This is a genomic window from Paenibacillus sp. P46E (assembly GCF_001909095.1).
Classification (GTDB): domain Bacteria; phylum Bacillota; class Bacilli; order Paenibacillales; family Paenibacillaceae; genus Paenibacillus_AQ; species Paenibacillus_AQ helianthi.
This window is the reverse complement of sequence record NZ_LVYZ01000001.1, coordinates 227,556-246,291: the sequence shown is the minus strand read 5'-3', so window position 1 is coordinate 246,291 and position 18,736 is coordinate 227,556. Positions and strand designations below refer to the sequence as shown.

13 protein-coding genes are annotated in these 18,736 nt (G+C 50.4%); 6 read left to right on the top strand and 7 right to left on the bottom strand.

The window, feature by feature from the left end; translation table 11 throughout:
• Positions 1-69: 69 nt before the first annotated feature.
• Both A3849_RS00960 and A3849_RS00955 read right to left on the bottom strand, forming a co-directional pair.
• Positions 70-531 (bottom strand): Dps family protein, encoded by a 462-nt coding sequence (locus A3849_RS00960; protein WP_074109741.1) that lies wholly within the window; start codon positions 529-531, stop codon positions 70-72.
• Positions 532-825: 294 nt separating this feature from the next.
• Positions 826-1,128: a YunC family protein gene (locus A3849_RS00955; RefSeq protein WP_074109740.1), complete on the bottom strand. Its 303-nt coding sequence runs from the start codon at positions 1,126-1,128 to the stop codon at positions 826-828.
• A 219-nt stretch (positions 1,129-1,347) separates the two neighbouring features.
• On the opposite strand from A3849_RS00955, the gene A3849_RS00950 reads away from it, so the two are divergent.
• Positions 1,348-1,884 carry a hypothetical protein gene (locus A3849_RS00950; RefSeq protein ID WP_074109739.1) on the top strand — a complete coding sequence of 179 codons (537 nt, stop codon included), beginning with the start codon at positions 1,348-1,350 and terminating at the stop codon, positions 1,882-1,884.
• 104 nt (positions 1,885-1,988) lie between these two features.
• Here A3849_RS00950 and A3849_RS00945 read toward each other — a convergent pair whose 3' ends face one another.
• Positions 1,989-2,366 carry a DUF423 domain-containing protein gene (locus A3849_RS00945; RefSeq protein ID WP_074109738.1) on the bottom strand — a complete coding sequence of 126 codons (378 nt, stop codon included), beginning with the start codon at positions 2,364-2,366 and terminating at the stop codon, positions 1,989-1,991.
• A gap of 173 nt (positions 2,367-2,539) precedes the next feature.
• On the opposite strand from A3849_RS00945, the gene A3849_RS00940 reads away from it, so the two are divergent.
• On the top strand, positions 2,540-2,941 hold the full coding sequence (locus A3849_RS00940; RefSeq protein WP_074109737.1) for a hypothetical protein: 402 nt from the start codon (positions 2,540-2,542) through the stop codon (positions 2,939-2,941).
• A gap of 110 nt (positions 2,942-3,051) precedes the next feature.
• Here A3849_RS00940 and A3849_RS00935 read toward each other — a convergent pair whose 3' ends face one another.
• On the bottom strand, positions 3,052-3,993 hold the full coding sequence (locus A3849_RS00935) for a hypothetical protein (RefSeq protein ID WP_074109736.1): 942 nt from the start codon (positions 3,991-3,993) through the stop codon (positions 3,052-3,054).
• 214 nt (positions 3,994-4,207) lie between these two features.
• Here A3849_RS00935 and A3849_RS00930 point away from each other — a divergent pair, with 214 nt between their 5' ends.
• The 4 genes from A3849_RS00930 to yhbH all read left to right on the top strand — a co-directional run bounded on the left by A3849_RS00930 (position 4,208) and on the right by yhbH (position 14,651).
• Complete coding sequence (locus A3849_RS00930; protein WP_074109735.1) at positions 4,208-4,837, top strand: class I SAM-dependent methyltransferase; 630 nt, start codon at positions 4,208-4,210, stop codon at positions 4,835-4,837.
• Between the two features lie 166 nt (positions 4,838-5,003).
• Entirely contained in the window at positions 5,004-11,717 is a 6,714-nt protein-coding gene (locus A3849_RS00925; RefSeq protein WP_483874369.1) for a DUF7507 domain-containing protein, read from the top strand.
• Positions 11,714-13,381, top strand: coding sequence for a DUF11 domain-containing protein (locus A3849_RS00920; protein ID WP_074109734.1), 1,668 nt, complete (start codon positions 11,714-11,716; stop codon positions 13,379-13,381). Before A3849_RS00925 ends, A3849_RS00920 begins: the two co-directional genes overlap by 4 nt.
• A gap of 109 nt (positions 13,382-13,490) precedes the next feature.
• Complete coding sequence (yhbH, locus tag A3849_RS00915; protein WP_074109824.1) at positions 13,491-14,651, top strand: sporulation protein YhbH; 1,161 nt, start codon at positions 13,491-13,493, stop codon at positions 14,649-14,651.
• Positions 14,652-14,725: 74 nt separating this feature from the next.
• Here yhbH and A3849_RS00910 read toward each other — a convergent pair whose 3' ends face one another.
• From A3849_RS00910 to A3849_RS00900, 3 genes are all read right to left on the bottom strand, one after another.
• Positions 14,726-15,859 carry a stalk domain-containing protein gene (locus A3849_RS00910; protein WP_178382569.1) on the bottom strand — a complete coding sequence of 378 codons (1,134 nt, stop codon included), beginning with the start codon at positions 15,857-15,859 and terminating at the stop codon, positions 14,726-14,728.
• Between the two features lie 181 nt (positions 15,860-16,040).
• Positions 16,041-17,546 carry an alpha-glucosidase/alpha-galactosidase gene (gene melA, locus A3849_RS00905; RefSeq protein ID WP_074109732.1) on the bottom strand — a complete coding sequence of 502 codons (1,506 nt, stop codon included), beginning with the start codon at positions 17,544-17,546 and terminating at the stop codon, positions 16,041-16,043.
• A gap of 108 nt (positions 17,547-17,654) precedes the next feature.
• Positions 17,655-18,638: a helix-turn-helix transcriptional regulator gene (locus tag A3849_RS00900; protein ID WP_074109731.1), complete on the bottom strand. Its 984-nt coding sequence runs from the start codon at positions 18,636-18,638 to the stop codon at positions 17,655-17,657.
• Positions 18,639-18,736 lie beyond the last annotated feature (98 nt).

Here is an 18,736-nt window from a genome sequence, read left to right as displayed (position 1 = left end):
ATCAAAAAAGAAAGCCCCCGCACTGGAGGCTTTACTTCTATTGTAGATGCGATTATTCGCAATGTATGATCAGCCCAGGAAAGAACGCAGCATCCATTGATTTTTCTCCAAATCGCTGCGGATTTTGATGAACAAATCGGCCGTTGGCTGATCACTCACCTGCTCAGCCAGCTCAATGCCTTCTGTAAGCTCTTCGGCCACGGTGGCGAAGTCTTCAATCAGCGACTGAACCATGCCGCGTGTGTCTTCTTTGCCTGTAGCTTCCTGAATGGTAGCCAGTTCAAGATATTCTTTCATGGTAGCCGCCGGGCTGCCTTTGATGCTCAGCAGACGTTCAGCCACCTCATCCATTTTGAGGGTAACATCATCATACAGTTCTTCAAATTTCACATGCAGGGAAAAGAATTGCTCCCCTTTTACATACCAGTGATAATTATGAATTTTGACGTACAGTACGTTCAGGTTTGCAACCTCACGGTTGAGTACTTGTTCGAGTGAAGTAGTGTTGACTTTGCCAGATGCTTTAGCCATTGTAATATCCCTTCCTTATCCATAATTTAGCCGGCTGCCAGTCCATGGTCCGGCATGAAGTTGTCTATACTGAATTTACCCTTTCATACTGGAGACGAAACATGAAATATCCTTTCTGGTGCAAGACGCCTAGGTCTGAGCGCCTTCCTTCTGGACGGCTTATTGTGTAGGATGAGCCAAGCATGTCCGGCTTATGCTCTTCCATAAATATCAACTTTGGGGAGGAGCGGCAGAAGCAGCAAAAAAGAGGCCCGAAGGCCTCCTTAATGATGTACCAGGCAGATTGAGCATAGCTTACAGCATAAGAAGCAAGGCCTCCGCCCCGGTCATTCCCGGTACAACTCCCAGCTTCTCTGCTTCTATAGTTACGGACTCCATAGGTGCAGATAGAAGCTGCGGCAATGTCCGCACACCAACGGCCCGGGCAGCTATAATCCTGCGGTCGCTAAGCGTTTCATTGAGCAAGCCCACATCAAGTGCTCCGCACATGATATACCCTTTTTCCGTACTGATCGACAGCAGCGTAGTCTTCGGAAGCTTCACTTCAACACCGATCATAACATGACCACCTACGACAACAGGCTCCATGGTAACCAACCAACATGACCTCCTTGTTCTTGATCCTCCATCACGTTGTATGTGTATGCTTAAATGGGGATCAGTGTGTCGACAAAGGACTAGTTCTCCGTTTATTGAGGGTCAATAGTCCTAATTTCCCAATAAGGAGGTATATGCTTATTCATTAATTAATGGTATAGTTTATATACTTTTTAAATAGTATTTCCAATAGTGTCTACTGACAAAGCTGGGGGATTTATGGACAAGAAACTACAACACACGGACGGCAATTATCTATTCAATGTCGATATCCTGATCAACGCCCGTACTAACCCGCTTGCACTGCAATACTTGCTTGAGATGTTGAACAGCAATGAGAAAATCACGGATTTCAACATTAACTCAGGTCTTGAGCTCGGAAAAACAATTGATAATCTCCTCCGGTCCGCGAAGCTTGCACTAAAGCAGGAACCCGCAACGGCTGCTCAAGTACCTTTTAAATTGCCAGTGAAACAAGCGGGTAAGCAGGCTGAAAAGCCTGAACCCAAGAATGTCCCTGCGGACACACCTGCGGCTACAAATGCGGGTACTCCTGCGGATGCGTACGGTAAAATCAGACTGTACATTCAGAACAACCAACTGGTCCGGCTCCGCGCTAACCGGCACGGCAAACAGGTGTCTATGCCCTGCCGTATCCTGAATTTTGATGAAGCCGCCAATTCACTCAGCGTATATCATGTGGATGAGAAGCAAGTGTATACTTTCAAGCTCAATGAAATCGACGAATTTTCGTAAACCATTTACAGCTTCACCACCAGACAAACAAGCACCTGACCCGGAAGGAAATCTTCGGGGCAGGTGCTTGTTTGTCTTTTTATGGTCATCGTTCTGAGCATCCATCAATCTTTTCGGGAAAAAGCTTCCCAGGCCAGACAGAGCCACCCGGCAATAAAACATACGCCGCCAAGAGGAGTAATCGCTCCGAGCACCTTAATACCGGTAATACTCAGCACATACAAGCTGCCGGAGAAGAAAATAATTCCCAGTATCAGCAGGCGTCCTGCCCATCGCAGACGGGAGCTCTCTCCCCATTGACCCGCAGCCAGGCCGATAAGAATCAGTCCAAGCGCATGAATCATGTGATAATGCACACCGGTCTCGTAGACCTTCAGGTTGTCATCGCTGATCACAGTTTTAAGCAGATGCGCTCCGAACGCGCCTATGCCGACAGACAGCATGACCAGCAAGGCTCCATAGGCTATAAATCTTCGTTGCATGGATACACAGCTCCTTCTATTGAACTTCTCCTATCTTACCGTAACTGGACTGTGTATTTCCAGCAGCCGTAAATTGGGGGCTTTTTACAAACCAGGCTTGCTTTTGCCGCCATCTTATGGAAAAGTGGGTACTACCATCATTTATATTAAATAGGATACAAGGAGTGCCTCACATGAACGATTATTCTCCGCCACAAGAAGAGCAAGTTCTGTATGAAGAAAAACCCCGGGATTTCAAACATTCCGGCCCCGGGATTGCCTCGTTCGTTATCGCCCTGATTACCCTTGCCGGCTATATTATTGCCTTTGTCGTTGTAGGTGCTAACGCCTCCTCCGTCACAGGCGGAAGCGACTCTTTCATTACCAATTCTGCAGAGTCTATCTTTTATCTGGGGATGTCTGTCCTCGTACTTGCTGCGGTTAATGTGATCGGAGCCGTAATTGGTATTGTAGGACTTACCCTCCGCAAGCGCCGCAGGGTTTTTGCTGTCATCGGCACTATTATTAATGGAGTCATTCTCCTGCTGTTCATGGTGATGATTGCCACCGTACTCATAAATGCCGGCTCAGCCTAAGGCATCAACATTGCAGATACTCGCCCATTCCAAAGAAGAGGCCGCCCCGTTTTTTTCGGAAGCGGCCCTTTTCTTTTTTTGCCTAGTGCAAACTGCAGCCCGGAACGGAATTACCGGCTGACCAGACTGTCAAGTGAAGCGTAGACATGCGGGCCAAATCCCTCTGAAGCCTCCCGCTGCGGAATGTTCAGCTTGATGATATATCCCTGCCCATCCATTTCCTTCACCACATACTCCCGGGTCAAACCGGATCCCATAGCTGTAAGATAGAGCCGGATGCCGGTCATCCGCCGGTCCCGTTCCTTTTGACCAAGTGCAGTTACTTTGCCAGTGGAAGCCAGTTCCTTCTCACCCTCCAGTTGAAGAGCATCGAGCTTGAAGTCGGAGGGCAGCTTGGTAATCTCGGCGTAATATCCGGGATCAACTTTCATTGCAAGTTTGCCGGTCTTCTCATCAAACGTGAAGATATCGAATACATAAAGTGAATATCCCGCTCCAGTCGCCAGAGTAGCCGTCTTTTCTTCCTCCATGCCCTCCAGCGTCAGCTTGAATGACTTCGTCTTGGGGAGTTCACCTGTTGTAGGTTCTGCGCTTTCGCTCTCTGCAGACTTCTTTTCCAGTTTCGACAGCACCCGCTGTGAAATGGTGGAATCTCCTTCTACACTCCGCTTGGCATATTCGAAGACTACGGGATCATCCATATTCAAAGTCTCCAGAGACTTTTCCACCCCCGCGCCAAGCTCAAATGATGTTGCCCCTTCTTCTGTCTTGATCTCTACCGAATGATTGTCGATCTGTCCGACATAGATCCCTGTACCGTGAATCGTCTGCGCTTCCTCTGCAGGGGTTGAACTAGGTTCAGTTGCAGGAGATGAACTAGCTTCAGCCGTAGGGCTTGGTGACGGTGATGCCGTGCTCTGTGCTGGAGAGACAGAAGCAGAGGCGGATGGCTCTGTTGGGGCCTCAGCCGGGGTATTACCGCTGCATGCGGTTATAGCCAGCATGAATACAGCAGTTGCTGCCAGAACAGGTAGTTTACGTTGTGATTTCATGTTGACTGCCTCCTCTTTGGTGAAACGGTATTTGAATCGCCTGGCTAGGCTCACTCTTATTAACGAATAACCCTTCGCCCGGGTTGCATAAACTTTCTGCTATATAGATTGGACCGTTTACAACTTGGATAGGCATTCGCCGGAAGCAGCATGCTGCAAAATTAATACTATGGTGAAGAGCCTTTTTTAGAATGACCCTGAAGGAGTGATTTCCTTGAAAATAGATATCGGCTGCGGTTCCGGCAAAGAATCTGGTTATCTGGGAATCGGCCGTGAAGGTTGCCCCGGAGTGGATATCGTGTGCAATATTAATACGGGAATTCCACTGCCGGACAATACTGCAGAATTTGTTATGGCCAGCCGTGTGCTGCCGTATGTGGACAATTTATTTGCCGTAATGGCGGAAATCTACCGGATCAGCACCCACAAAGCTGTTATTTGTATTCTGGCCCCTTATGCCCACAGTTTCCCCCACATCTCTAATCCTCTGTTCAAGCAGAAATTCGACGAGTATACTCCCCGCCATTTAACGGGCAGCTTTTTCCAGCCTTCCTCCGGAGCCGTCTCTCCGGAAATCCCCGATTATCCGGTGCCTGCGCCACCCTTTGACTATCGGCTGCTTCGGATGGAGCTGTTCTATCAGTATCCTTTTGACGACATTCTTTATGAAGCCGAGGAACTGGAGATTCTGAAGACGCTGCAGTCCAATGTCGTTCATGAAATTATGTACCATTTTGCGGTGATTAAAAAACCAATAACTGCTGAAGAGCTCGAAGACATGAGCCGCAAAGCCTACCCTGAACCCCGCGCCCTGCTCGCCCGGAGAAGACCGATCACAGAATAGACAAGATAAACTTAATTATGTGCCCATAACAAACAATTATTACCACATTCTGTCATAGGCTAATAACAAACAGAATAAAATGCATACCGTTCTCAAAAAACGAGCGGTCTGCCTTTTTTATTGTTGTCATAACATACTGTATCTTCTTTATAAGGAGGTGAAAATCATTCCTCTAGTCGTTCGGGCTACAATTAACGCGACCGGTGCCATCACTTTCACGGGCAACACGCTAGGCCTGAGCAGGTCTGAAACAACTGGTGTACCGGGCACTCAAGATAGTATCGGGGCGTTTACCACAGTAAATACTTCCTCCACATTTGGAACATATCCCGCTGGAACTACAAATCTATATACTAGCAACAGCTCGGCCGCCATTCTGTCGATACCTTCAGGAAGTACAGTGCTGTATGCAGAGCTGATTTGGGCAGGCTCCTATATTAACGGTTCCGTCAACCTGAGTTCTGTCATTAACAATCCGATCTCTTTCACCACGCCGGCGGGCACTCTCTTCAGTGTCTCCCCGGACGCAGCGACCAGCAATTCTGTCGATTTGGGCGGCGGAGGCTTCGCCTATGTACGTTCCGCGAATGTAACCAGCATTATTCAGACAGGGGGGGCCGGAAGCTATACCGCAGGCAGTGTAGTCGGTACGATAGTCATTACTGGCGATACTACAGCGAATCATGCGGGCTGGACCTTAGGCGTTATTTACTCGAATCCGTCTCTTCCTTTCCGCAATATGTCTCTCCGGGCAGGCGCTGTGCTTGTACAGGCCAGTTCTGCTCCTGTGGTCACAACCATTACTGGATTCGCGACCCCTGTGTCAGGAGCACTGGGCGGAAGAATTCTGTTCAGCGCGCAGGAAGGAGATGCCAACCGTTCCGGAGATCAGGCGCTGTTTGGTCCAACTACCTCTACCCAGGTAGCGTTGTCTGGCCCCAATAACTTCGCCACCAACTTTTTTGCTTCACAGATAAATAATGATGCCGGTGTGCTCAATACAACCGGGACCTTTGGGACCCGCAATCAGACCAACGGCAGTCCTGGAACCAACATCATTGCTGGACGTCAAGGCTGGGATATCACCAATGTCGATGTCTCCGCGAGACTCGTCAACAATCAGTCTTCTGCCTTATTGACCCTAACCACATCTGGCGATGCCTACGTTGTCAATGGAAATGCGCTGCAGATTGACATCAATGCTCCCAAAATCACCTTAACCAAAGGCTCAAATGCGGCGGGAACCATCGTCGGAGATACGTTGACCTATACCGTAACTGTCAGCAATACGGGCACTGCCAGTGCGACCAGCGCCGTTTTGTCAGATGCCTTGCCGGCAGGCTTAACTTTTGTGACCGGAAGTGTGGTTGTAGCCGGTATACCTAGGCCTATGTATGATATAACAGCAGGCATTCCCCTTGGGACTTTGACTCTCGGCACCTCTGTGACCATTACATACCAAGCCAAAGTCACTTCATTGCCACCTTCGCAGATTGTCGCCAATACGGCCAATCTCGCATTTACGTTCCAGAGCGTAGCGGGCGGATCGATATTGACTGGAGTTATTCCTTCAAATACTGACTCTCTGCCGGTATACTCTCCGGTCCTTGGCATTGTCAAAAGCGCCAACACCACAAATGCCACTGTCGGCGATCAAATTATTTATACCCTGCAGATTGCTAACACAGGTAATATTGGCGCAACTACTACGCTAACCGATAATATTCCCGCCGGCAGCTCCTATGTGCCCGGAAGCTTCACAGTGAACGGAACCCCGGTAGCAGGCAATCCAGCCTCAGGTATCGCCATCGGCGTCATTGCTGCCGGAGGCAGCTCAACCGTCCAGTTTCGGGTAGTGTTAAATAGTCTTTCTCCATCGTCTCAGCTCGTAGACCAGGCAACTGCCGCATATACTTTTGTGGTACCGGACGGCAGGACGGTGGCCGGATCAGCCGCTTCCAACACGCTTACAATTCCTGTTACTCTGCCGAATGTTGTGATCGTAAAAAGCGCAAGCTTCCCTGATGTTGCCGTAGGTGACGTCCTCCTATATACCTCCATAATCAGCAATAATGGAATTGCCCAGGTCACCAATCTTATATTGTCTGACCCGCTTCCGGCGGGTAGCACTTTTGTTGCCGGAAGCGTCAATGTCAACGGATCTTCGCGCCCGTCTGCTGATCCTGGAACGGGAATAACTGTAGGTACCATTGCAGCAGGCGCCAGTGCCACCGTTACCTTTCAGGTATCTGTGACCTCTGTACCTTCACCTGCACAGCTCTCAAACCGCTCATCCGCATCCTACAGCTCCGGTGTGTTTACCGGGATCACCCAATCCAATACGACGGCAACGCCTGTCTATCAGCCAGTCATAGGGATCAATAAGAGTGCGAATACAGCCAGTGCGACTGTAGGCGGGAATGTTCTCTACACCCTGCAGATGCAGAATTCGGGGAATCTGGCTGCTACAGTTATTCTAAGTGACAACATCCCGGCAGGATCAGTCTTTGTGCCCGGCAGTGTCACCGTCAACGGTGTGGTCCGTCCATCGGATTCACCCACTGTGGGTATACCGCTGGGAGCTGTGGGCCCTGGAGCAACGGATACTGTTACCTTCCTTACAGCGGTGCAGTCACTTCCATCTCCAGCCATGCTAGTGAATCAAGCCAGCAGCAGCTACACCTATCAACTGCCGAGCGGCCGCTCTCTCTCTGGAACAAGTTTGTCCAGCACGGTGAGTATTCCGGTATCCGCACCGGGCATCACCCTGATCAAGAGTGTGAATCTTACCAATGCTGCTGTCGGGGAGTATATCACCTACACTGTGGCGGTCACAAATCCCAGTGGCGTACCTGTGAACAACGTGGTCCTGTCCGATCCGGTTCCAACTGGCGGTGCATTTGTAGCCGGAAGTGTCACCATCAACGGTACGCCGCTACCCTCCGCTAACCCTGGCGCCGGCTTTAGCCTCGGAACCATCGCTGCAGGTGCCACAGCAACCGTATCCTTTCAGGTGAATGTGATTTTCTTGCCGAATCCGGCAGTCCTTGTGAACAGGGCAAGCGCTTCTTTCACTTCCGGTTCTTTCAGTGGTGCCGCTCTGTCAAATACGATCAGCACTGCAGTGTTCATCCCCGTTATCGTTCTTGAAAAAAGCGCGAATGCAGCACAGGCCTCTGTCGGCAGCTCCCTGTCCTATTCCATTCTTGTCAGCAATACCGGGAACATTGCCGCAACGATGAACTTGACCGACACTCTGCCGCCGCAGGCAGTATTCGAAGCAAACAGCGTGAGCATTGGTGGCACGCCTCTGCCGGGATTCAGTCCAGCCACAGGCATTCCTGTAGGACCACTCGCACCAGGCGACAGTGTTACCGTCTCATTCCTGGTCACAGTGACCGCGCTGCCCCCCGGCCAGCTGCTGCTTAATACAGCGGCGGCTGCCTTCAGCTTCACCCTGCCCGATGGCCGGCAGCTTGGGGGGAATTCCGTATCGAATACACTCTCCATTCCTGTCTCCGCACCTAACGTAAGTATTGTAAAAAGCGTGAATGCCATTGACGCCGTTACGGGTGATATTCTAACATTCACCTCCGTTCTGACGAACAACAGTATTGCTGCTGTCAGCAAGATCATTCTCAGTGATCCCTTGCCTGAGAATGCAGCCTTCATTTCCGGAACCGTAATTGTGGGCGGTGTCTCCCAGCCGCTATCAATCCCGTCCGCCGGCATTCCAATCGGCAGTCTGGGCCCCGGGGCCTCAGTCGCCGTAACATTTGAGGTGAAGATAACAATGCCGATTCCTTCACAAATCAACAACCAGTCAACCGTCAGCTTTACCTCCGGTGCGTTCTCAGGATCCTCATCATCCAACATTACAACTACACCGGTTATTCAGCCGCAGATTTCCTTGGTCAAAAGTCCCTACGAGTTCAATGAAACCGTTGGTGATACCGTCATCTACACGATTATAGTCAGTAATTCCGGCAATCTTGCCGCAAATGTAACCCTTACTGACAACATCCCGGCCGGCACTGAATTTGATCCCAATAGCGTGATTGTAGGAGGATTCCCCCAGCCGGGATCAGCCCCAGATACGGGGATCGCTGTAGGAATTGTGGCTCCGGGCGCAAGTGTGACCGTCAGTTTCACTGTCATTATTGTTTCGCTGCCCTCCCCACAGCAATTAGTCAACCAGGCTTCGGCAACCTTCACTTTTACACCGCCTGACGGGCGTCTGCTGACCGGCACAGCATTATCCAATGTGGTGACGATCGCCGTCTCCGCGCCTAACGTCGCTGTGGTGAAAAGCACAACCTCTACATCGGTTGCCATTGGAGATACTATCCCTTATTCCGTCAATATTACCAACAACGGTATTGATCCGGTCAACAATATCATACTAAGTGATCCTCCCCCACCGGGAACTGCTTTTGTGCCAGGCAGTGTGTCGGTCAACGGCGTCCTTTTTCCAAATGCCAATCCGGCTACCGGGATAAGCATAGGCACATTGGCTATTGGCGCATCTGCTATAGTTTCATACAGTGTAACGGTTGTATCCCTCCCGGCTAGCGTATCAATCAACAATCAGGCCACAGTTACGTATACCTCGGGCGTTTCTTTTTCCGGCTCGGTATTCTCCAATCTGGTTAGCGTCCCCGTATATCAGCCGATTATTGCTGCCGTCAAAAGCGCCAGTACAATGAATGCCACAGTAGGCGATACCGTAACCTACTTCTTAGCGGTCAGCAATACAGGCAATTATGGAGCAAACCTAACCATTACGGATAATATTCCAGCCGGTACCATCTTTGAGCCCAACAGCGTGCTGATTAATGGCTCCCCGCTCCCTCAGGCTGATCCGTCTACTGGAATTGCCGCCGGCATTGTCGCTCCTGGAGGAACAGTAACCGTCGCCTTCTCGGTAGTGATCACTTCACTCCCCAATCCTCAAGTGCTGGTGAATCAAGGAACCGCAGCTTACAGCTTCACCTTGCCTGATGGGCGGATGCTTGGCGGCTCGGTCCTGTCCAATACCATTACATTTCCTGTCTCGAATCCGAATCTCGCCTTAGTCAAAACGACAATAACAACCGCTACCACCATTGGCGATACCATTACTTATTCAGTGACATTGACCAACAATGGGATTGCTGCTGTCAATAATGCTGTATTCACAGATGCGCTCCCTGCAGGTACTACATTTGTAACAGGCAGTGTGCTGGTGAATGGTGTGGCGCGACCCGCAACCTCTCCGGCTACAGGTGTAACCATAGGCACTATTGCCCCTGGCGCTTCAGTTACCGTAGACTTTAACGTTACGGTAACCTCGCTGCCGGCAACCGGATTGCTGAACAATCAATCCTCTGTCAGTTTCACCTCCGGAGCACTCTCTAGTGTAGGCTTCTCCAATATCCAAACTACACCAGTCTATCAGCCGGTTATCAGTGCAGCCAAAAGCTCAAGCTCTGTAAATGCGACGGTTGGAGACACGATTACTTATACGGTCAATGTAAGTAATCAAGGGAATTACCCGGCAAATGCCACTTTAACGGATACCATTCCCGCCGGGTCCACTCTTCTCGCCAACAGCGTGCTGATTAACGGTTCTCCGTCTCCGGGGTCTGACCCTGCAACAGGAATTCTACTGGGGTCGATTGCCGCCGGGGCAAGCCTTAGTGTTGTTTTCTCTGTTGTTATCGATACTTTGCCGGTCAGCCAGCAGTTGACCAACCAGGCTACTGTTTCCTATGCCTATACCTTACCGGATGCCCGGACCTTCAATCAGACCTCGCTCTCCAACATCAATCAGATTTCAGTCTCATCGCCAAATGTGCTTGTCGCCAAGACTACAGCTGCAACCGATGCCGTTATCGGGGATACCATCAGTTACAGCATCTCTGTTACCAACAGCGGCATTACACCGGTCAATAATACAGTACTCAGTGATCCCATTCCGGCGGGCGCTTCCTTTGTCAGCGGCAGCGTAGTCGTTGACGGAACTCCTCTGCCGGGAGCCAATCCGGCCAATGGCATATCACTGGGCACCGTTGCACCGGGAGCAACAATACAAGTCACTTTCAGCATCCTTGTTAATACACTGCCTACGCCAGCCATTCTGAACAACCAGGCTTCCGTGAGCTTTACCTCCGGGGCGTTCTCAGGGGCTTCATATTCCAACACTCTAGCTACCCCGGTGTACCAGCCTTTTATTAACATTGTCAAAACAGCGGATACCACAAACGCAACGGTCGGAGATACTGTAACCTATTTCCTCAACATCACGAATACCGGCAACCTTGCGGCGAATGTCACGATTACAGACACCATTCCTCCAGGCGCGGTGTTTATTCCAAACAGTGTAATCGTAAATGGCGTATCACAGCCTGGAGCTGATCCGGCGAGCGGGCTGAATGTCGGCAGTGTTGCTCCGGGTGCAACTATCACCGTTACGATTACCTTGCAGGTCACCGTGGCATCGCTACCATCACCGCAGCAGCTTGTGAATCAGGCCGCGTCCACCTTCACATTCAGTCCGCCGGATGGCCGTCTGCTCTCTGGCTCATCTTTGTCGAACAAACTGGTTATTCCGGTCTCCTCTCCTGATGTAACGGCCGTCAAGAGCACTCCTGTTATTGATGCGGTCGTCGGAGACATAATCACGTATACCATTGTGGTCACGAATAACGGAATTGTTCCTGTGAATAATGTAGTGGTGGTTGACCCGATTCCAGAAGGCAGCCAGTTCGTCACCGGCAGTGTCACGGTGGATGGAGCCGCCCGTCCCGGCGCTAGTCCTGCTACAGGCATTGTAATTGGAACGGTTGCGCCTGGAGCCTCCTCTACCACCACCTTCCAGGTAAGGGTGATTCAGACATGAGCTCTGCTTCCCCCTTTCAACCTGTTGTAACCAATCAATCCAAGGTGTTCTTCCGATCGGCAGCGGGCATAGACTCCATTACTTACTCTAATAAGGTCAACACCCCGATTGTAGGTCCGGTTCTTTCTATATTAAAAAGCGCGGATCAAACCAGTGCCTCCCTTGGAGAGACACTGGTATACACATTCGTTGCCCGAAATGAAGGCAATGTGTCGGCATTGGCTACCCTGATAGACGCAATTCCTTCTGGCGTATCCTTTATTGCCAACAGCGTCCTGCGGGATGGAGTTCCCCTGCCCGGGGTCTCTCCTTCCTCCGGCATACCGCTGGGAACGATCTTTCCAGAGACCGACGTACACATTGCCTTTCAGGTCATTGTTGTTGCACTTCCGCCTTCACTGAAGCTGAGCAATAGAGCCAGGGCCGTCTATTCCTTTAGCACTCCGGAGGGGAGGATCGTGCAGGGAGAAGTTTTATCAAACCAGGTTACAGTTGCTCTGCTCTCCTACCAGCTCTCCATTCTGCTAGTCGCAAGCACACCTACAACATTTATCGGGGATACTGTAACCTACACATTGTGGCTAAAGAACGAGGGAACCCGGCTGCTAACCGATATTACAGCAACCATCCCTGTGACGGATGGGACCGTGTTCCTCCCCGGAAGTGTCATCTCCGGCGGTATTTATTCACCTGATAACGACCCGGCCAAAGGCATACTAGTGGCGCCGCTGGGCACAGGTACAACCACAGAAATCACGTATCAGGTGAGAGTCATTTCAACCCCTGCAACATCAGTATTAACCACCCAGGCCGTTGTTTCTTACTACACAGGCGGGGATACGGCAGATACCAAGAGCAACACGGTCAATGTTACCGTTGTTCACTCCGGGCTGTCCGTCAGCCTAAAGGTTAATAAATACAACGCAGCTCCCGGGGATCATCTGCGCTATGTGTTCACCGTCAGCAATAGCGGGAATCTGGCGGTGGATGCAGTCCTTGCAGATATTATGCCTGACGACACACTATTGATCTGGGATAGTGTGAATCTCAACGGAACTACTCAGAAGGGGACCCATCCCAGAGAGGGTATTCCGCTTGGCACCCTAAGGGCAGGCTCCACGGCTATTGTTGATTTTCTTGTCTCCATCCCGGCCGAGACCAACATACACCAGAACCCTGTAATCCAGAATCAGGGCAGCGTACAGTATACTTATAGACTGCCTGATGGACGCATTGTAAGGGAGACTGAACGTTCCAACACCGTAGTCACCTTGCTATTCTCACCGGTCATCTCTGTTCAAGTAACAGGTGAGCCTCCAATAGCTGAACCCGGCGGTATTGCCGAATTCTATATTTCCGTTACTAACAGCGGCAACTATCCGGCTGAGGTATCGCTCATAGAGATCATTCCCCTGGGAAGCACCCTCGCAACGGGTTATGTTACACCTGAAACCCCGTACAGCGGGATTATCCCCCTCGGTACGGTACAACCGGGGCAAACCATTCAACTCAGCTATGTAATCCGCATCAATCCCGATTATCTGGGCCGTGCTCTCCAGGGCTCTTTAACCGCACTCTATATGTACACTATCGATGGGCATAGATACTCCGGGGAGACCCGCTCGAACAGCTATAAAATGATCATCGAAGAAATCAGTGAATAAAAGAAGGTTCACATATCCCCCAGCCCCATGAATATACTTTAGTTACAACCTGCCCTTCAGTCACCCTTTGTGCCCCGCACCGATTAATAGTCCATGGGAGGTGGTCGTTCTGCCGCAATCATCCGGTCATCACGCGTTCGTTGTATCCAAAGAAGACTGGTCCCTTCACCGTAAAGGCCATCAGGATCAGGAACGTCATCAGCAGAAGGTCCGGGAAGCCATTAAGGATAATCTGCCCGACCTCGTGACCGAAGAAAATATTATTATGTCCGACGGCAAGCAAATCGTTAAAGTGCCTATCCGCAGTCTGGATGAGTACCGGATTATCTACAATTTCCGCAAGCAAAAGCATGTCGGCCAGGGTGACGGTGAAAGTCAGGTCGGGGATGTGCTCGGCCGCGATTCCCAGTCCGCCCAGCCAGGCAAAGGTGATAAGGCAGGCGATCAGCCCGGGCAGGATACGGTAGAAGCGGAGGTCAATCTGGAGGATCTGGAGGACATCTTGTTCGAGGATATGGAGCTGCCTCATCTTGCCCCTAAGGCACAAGAAGAGATCGAAGTTAAATCCATCGTCTTCAACGATATCCGCAAAAAAGGCATGATGTCCAACATTGACAAGAAGCGTACCCTGCTTGAGAACCTGCGCCGCAACGCCAGCCGGGGCAAACCCGGCATTCACAGCATCAGCCCCGACGATCTGCGCTACAAAACCTGGGATGATATCACGGTACCTCATTCCAATGCGGTAATAATTGCCATGATGGATACCTCAGGGTCCATGGGAACCTTTGAAAAATACTGTGCCCGCAGCTTCTTCTTCTGGATGACCCGCTTCCTCCGCCGCCAGTATGAGAAGGTGGAAATTGTATTCCTGGCACACCACACAGAAGCCAGGGAGGTCAGCGAGCATGACTTCTTCACCCGCGGCGAGAGCGGGGGTACCATCTGCTCCTCAGTCTATCAGAAGGCTCTGGATATTATCGACAGCCGTTATCCGCCCTCCAAATATAATATCTATCCCTTCCACTTCTCTGACGGCGACAATCTCACCTCCGATAATGAACGTTGTGTCAAGCTGATCGGCGAGCTGCTGAAGCGCAGCAACATGTTCGGCTATGGGGAGGTGAACCAATACAACCGAAGCAGTACCCTGATGTCCGCTTACCGCCATCTGAAGCAGGAGCAGTTCATGCACTATGTGATCAAGGACAAGAAGGAAGTGTATCAGGCACTGAAGACTTTTTTCGGCAAAAAGAACGCCGTACAATGATCAAAAGACCTCCACCCGGAAGGGATGGAGGTCTTTTGTTATGAATATTTTTTATCCAATATGGAGGCTACCCATTACTTTACAATCTCACTACCCAGCAAAACATCTTCATTGGAATCCATATACCATTTCCCGTCAGCGGTTTTGATAACCGAAACAAGATAATAAGATCTTTGAGTCGGCAAGCTGGCATCTTCCTTGTCTCTGACGGTATAAACAGTGTAGACCGTAGCTTTGTCTGGTTCATAAGCTACAATCGTCGCCTGCTCCTTGGTCTGCTTCAGCTCATCTCTGAGAAAGTCAATTTCAAGAAGAAGCTTGAGTTGTTCCTTGCTAAAGTTTCCAGTGGTAAAAAAGGCTCCATTCGGATTCTCCACTGCCATTAGCCCAAGCGCATCCTCATCATTTATTGCTTGTACGTATGTATCGAGCAATGTATGGATAGCCAACTTGTCGGCATCCGGCACAACCGCTTCCTTTTGAGCAAGTGATAGATAATTCAGATACTCCGTTTCGGACTGGACATCACTGATGATCCAGCTCTTATCCGTGGCATGTAACATTTTAATCGTTGCATGCTCTGTGCGGTCCAATAGTTCAGTACCGCTTTTGCGGATCGTGATGTCTGCCAGCATCGTTGTAAACATACCCCAAGATTCGATATTAAGCGCTTTTATTGATGCTAACCCGTCGGATGTATGGTAGTAGGCTTCAATTGCAGCTCTTATCTTTTTTAGATCCGCCTCATTGGGCTTGCCTTCCAAATCCTCATATACATTAACATCTTTATGCACGGAATCATAATTTGCAATAATGGAGTTGGTTGCATTGAGCAAATGATTCATGACCAGGACATTAGCTCCAGTCCCCAGGATCACAGGTGCATCTGGACCATAAGTAAATTGACGACCGTTAAGATAGGTTTTCCTTGATTTCAGATCGATTTTGAAGGACTCATTCTCTGAAACTGCAGTGATCACCTTAGTCGTGGCATCGTAGTTGAACTTGAACCCCAAAGCAAGAACTACACTGCGGAACTCGATGTACAACCTGCCTCCCTGTATAACAGGAGCAACTTTAGGTTGAATTTGCTTGTTCTGAACAAAGACGCGGATCGTATTCACATTCGGTGCTGCTGAAGCCATCGCCGGGCTCAAAGACATTACTGTCAACATGAAAGCCAGGAAGAACATCAAAATCTTTTTCACATTCAACTTCTCCATCAAATTACCTATACCCCCAATAGAATTATAGTTAGCCCGTATTATCATTCGACAAATTCCATGAAATTCCTTGTGCAAGCTCTAAGTATGGGTTAAGACACACCTGAACAGCCCAAAAAGCCCTCCCTTTTCAGGGAGAGCTCTACAACGTAATACTATCTCAGGTTTAGCGTACTTTTTCTCTATCCTTACCCTTATCGGATTCACCAGCATTCTTGTTTGCGGATTCACGGTCCTTCATCATCTCATCCACGGACTTCACCTTCAGCCGCGCTGCCCCGGCATTTCCGGACATCGTCGGCACAAGGTCACCAGAAGCCAGGCGCACCTTCGCCTCGGCAATGGCCACACTATATTGCGGCAGCCACTGCTTCCCGGCAACCAGCATCTCATCGACCATTTGCCAGATTTCCTTCGGATTGCAGACGGCTCCGACCAGCGGGTCCATCATGAAGGCTTGGCGCAGCAGCTTGTCATCGCCATGTACGGCAGCTTCAACTGCCAGACGCTGTACGGAAATGCTGACATTGCACACAGCGGCGAGACCGAGCGGCAGCTCCCCGACCAGCGGCATAGAGATACCGTTATGATCGACATATCCCGGCACTTCAATAATGGCATCATCCGGCAGATTGGCAATAATGCCGTTATTGACGGTATTATAATGGCCTCTGTACACTCGGCCCGTCTCCAAACCTTCAATAATATAGGAGCCATGCTCTTCGCCCCGCTGCTCAGAAGTGTATGCCAGCGCCGGGTCCTTCATCCAATTAGGAAAATCGGTCTCAAACCAGTTGCGGCCTTCTGTGCAGACCCGTAAATATCCCCCGGTTTCTCCGTTGATCCAGCTGCCCAGGTCGATCCAGTCCATAATTTCACCGCTGCGCTTGCGGTACCACGGAACATATTCACTCAAATGTCCGTTAGACTCGGTGCTGTAATAGCCGAAGCGGCGCAGCATATCAATCCGTACCTTTTCCGTCCGGCTGAATTCCGGGTGCTGTTCAAATGCTTCAAGCAGCCCTGCAGTCAGATCCCTGCCATTATGCTTCGCTGAGATATACCAGGTCTGATGATTGATCCCGGCACAAATAATATCCACCTCGGATTTCTCCAGCCCGTAGACCTCGGCAATCTGCTGGTGCCCATGCTGTACTCCGTGACACAGTCCGATCGTCCTTACACCCCCGTATTTATTACAGGCCCAGGTCAACATGGCCATCGGGTTCGAGTAATTGAGCAGCAGCACATCCGGTGCAGCCACCTCCCGGATATCACGGCAAATCTCCAGCATTTCGGCAATCCCCCGCTGCCCGTACATGATTCCGCCTGCACATAAGGTATCTCCCACGCACTGGTCCACTCCATATTTCAACGGAATGTCCACATCGGTTGCAAACGCCTCAAGACCTCCCACACGAATAGTGCAAAATACGTACTTCGCATCTTTGAGCGCTTCTCTGCGGTCTGTCGTAGGCGCAATAGTGATCTTCAGGCCGTTCTCCCGGATATCCCGCTGACACAGCTCAGTGACCATCTGCAGATTATGAGGATTAATATCCATAAAAGAGACTTCGATCTCCTTGAATTCCGGTACCGTCAACAGGTCACGCAGCAAGCCGCGGGTGAATCCGATACTGCCTGCCCCTATAAAAGCTACTTTAAAAGACATTACTATCATCCTCCCAATGAATGAATGGTTCCTGTCCATTGTAGCAAGGCAGCCGTGGGAAGCGTTACCAATATCATGACTATTTTAACGGCAACCTGTCAACAATCCTCACCTGTCTGTAGTTGTTGGCTGATGATCACTCCATGAGAAGCGTTCTATCGAATTACGGTATTCCACTGGTGTACAACAGGTGTACTTCTTGAACAGGAGGTGAAAATACTGCCTGCTGCTGATCCCCACATAGTCAGCGATTTCCGCAACAGGGATTTCGCTCTGTCCCAGCAGCATCTTTGCCTTCTCCATACGCAGCATATTCAGGTAGTCCGTTAGTGTCCGGCCCGTATGCACCCGGAAGATGCGATGCAAATAGCCGGGGTGAACGCTGACCTCAGCAGCTATCTCTTTGACCTGAATACTGCGGTCATAATTCTGATGCAGAAATTCAATCGCACGCCTCACATAGAGCTGCGAGGGCTGCTGTGTGGCCTGCAGCTGTTCCCGACGAAGTCTGGAGAGGCGCAGCAGCAACTCGGCAAACAGCAGCCCGGTCATTATGCTCCCTTGACCTGCCCCTCGTGCTTCATTGTCGCCGCCGTGCCGGTCCAGCTCCAGTACAAGCGATTTAAGCACATGAAATACCTCTTCGGGGTCCGGCAGCACCAGACTCCGGAAAGGCGTACGCAGCAGTTCGGCCAGATCTTCCTCCTCCCCAGCCAAGCTGGCGATGGAAGGGGCCGCTCCCTTAGAAGCTGTGAAGCTAAATTCAACATTCAGCATCCGGCATGATGTTCCCTCTTCCACAATCAGCCGATGCGGCACATTAGCATCCAGCATAATCAGCTCTCCCCGCTTCAAGCGGAAACGCTCCTCCGCATTTGTGCCCTGCCGCACATCGACTATACAGCTTCCCGAGATCAGGTACATGATCTCCGTCGAATGATGCTGATGATAAGCCATCGTGTATGAATTCCACTGCTTATAGTAGTAGGCAAAAAAATGTGGACCATATTCCCCTTCCAGCAAAGCCTGCTGAAACAGGCTTCCATTTAATTCTGGCAAGCCGGTCTCCCCCTTTCTGTATGCAGCGTTCATATTTCTTCCTATAAGACCTTTCGGAACCTTCCATATAGGACAAGTGTATCCCTTGAACCCTGCCCGTACAAGAATCGGATAGGTATAACAGAAAACAG

What these genes read in the sequence shown, in the direction of transcription:
- melA (WP_074109732.1), bottom strand. Translation starts at nt 17,546, where the DNA reads ATGTCTTTTAAAGTAGCTTTTATAGGGGCAGGCAGTATCGGATTCACC.
- A3849_RS00935 (WP_074109736.1), bottom strand. Translation starts at nt 3,993, where the DNA reads ATGAAATCACAACGTAAACTACCTGTTCTGGCAGCAACTGCTGTATTC.
- A3849_RS00920 (WP_074109734.1), top strand. Translation starts at nt 11,714, where the DNA reads ATGAGCTCTGCTTCCCCCTTTCAACCTGTTGTAACCAATCAATCCAAG.
- A3849_RS00940 (WP_074109737.1), top strand. Translation starts at nt 2,540, where the DNA reads ATGAACGATTATTCTCCGCCACAAGAAGAGCAAGTTCTGTATGAAGAA.
- A3849_RS00950 (WP_074109739.1), top strand. Translation starts at nt 1,348, where the DNA reads ATGGACAAGAAACTACAACACACGGACGGCAATTATCTATTCAATGTC.
- A3849_RS00945 (WP_074109738.1), bottom strand. Translation starts at nt 2,366, where the DNA reads ATGCAACGAAGATTTATAGCCTATGGAGCCTTGCTGGTCATGCTGTCT.
- A3849_RS00900 (WP_074109731.1), bottom strand. Translation starts at nt 18,638, where the DNA reads ATGAACGCTGCATACAGAAAGGGGGAGACCGGCTTGCCAGAATTAAAT.
- A3849_RS00960 (WP_074109741.1), bottom strand. Translation starts at nt 531, where the DNA reads ATGGCTAAAGCATCTGGCAAAGTCAACACTACTTCACTCGAACAAGTA.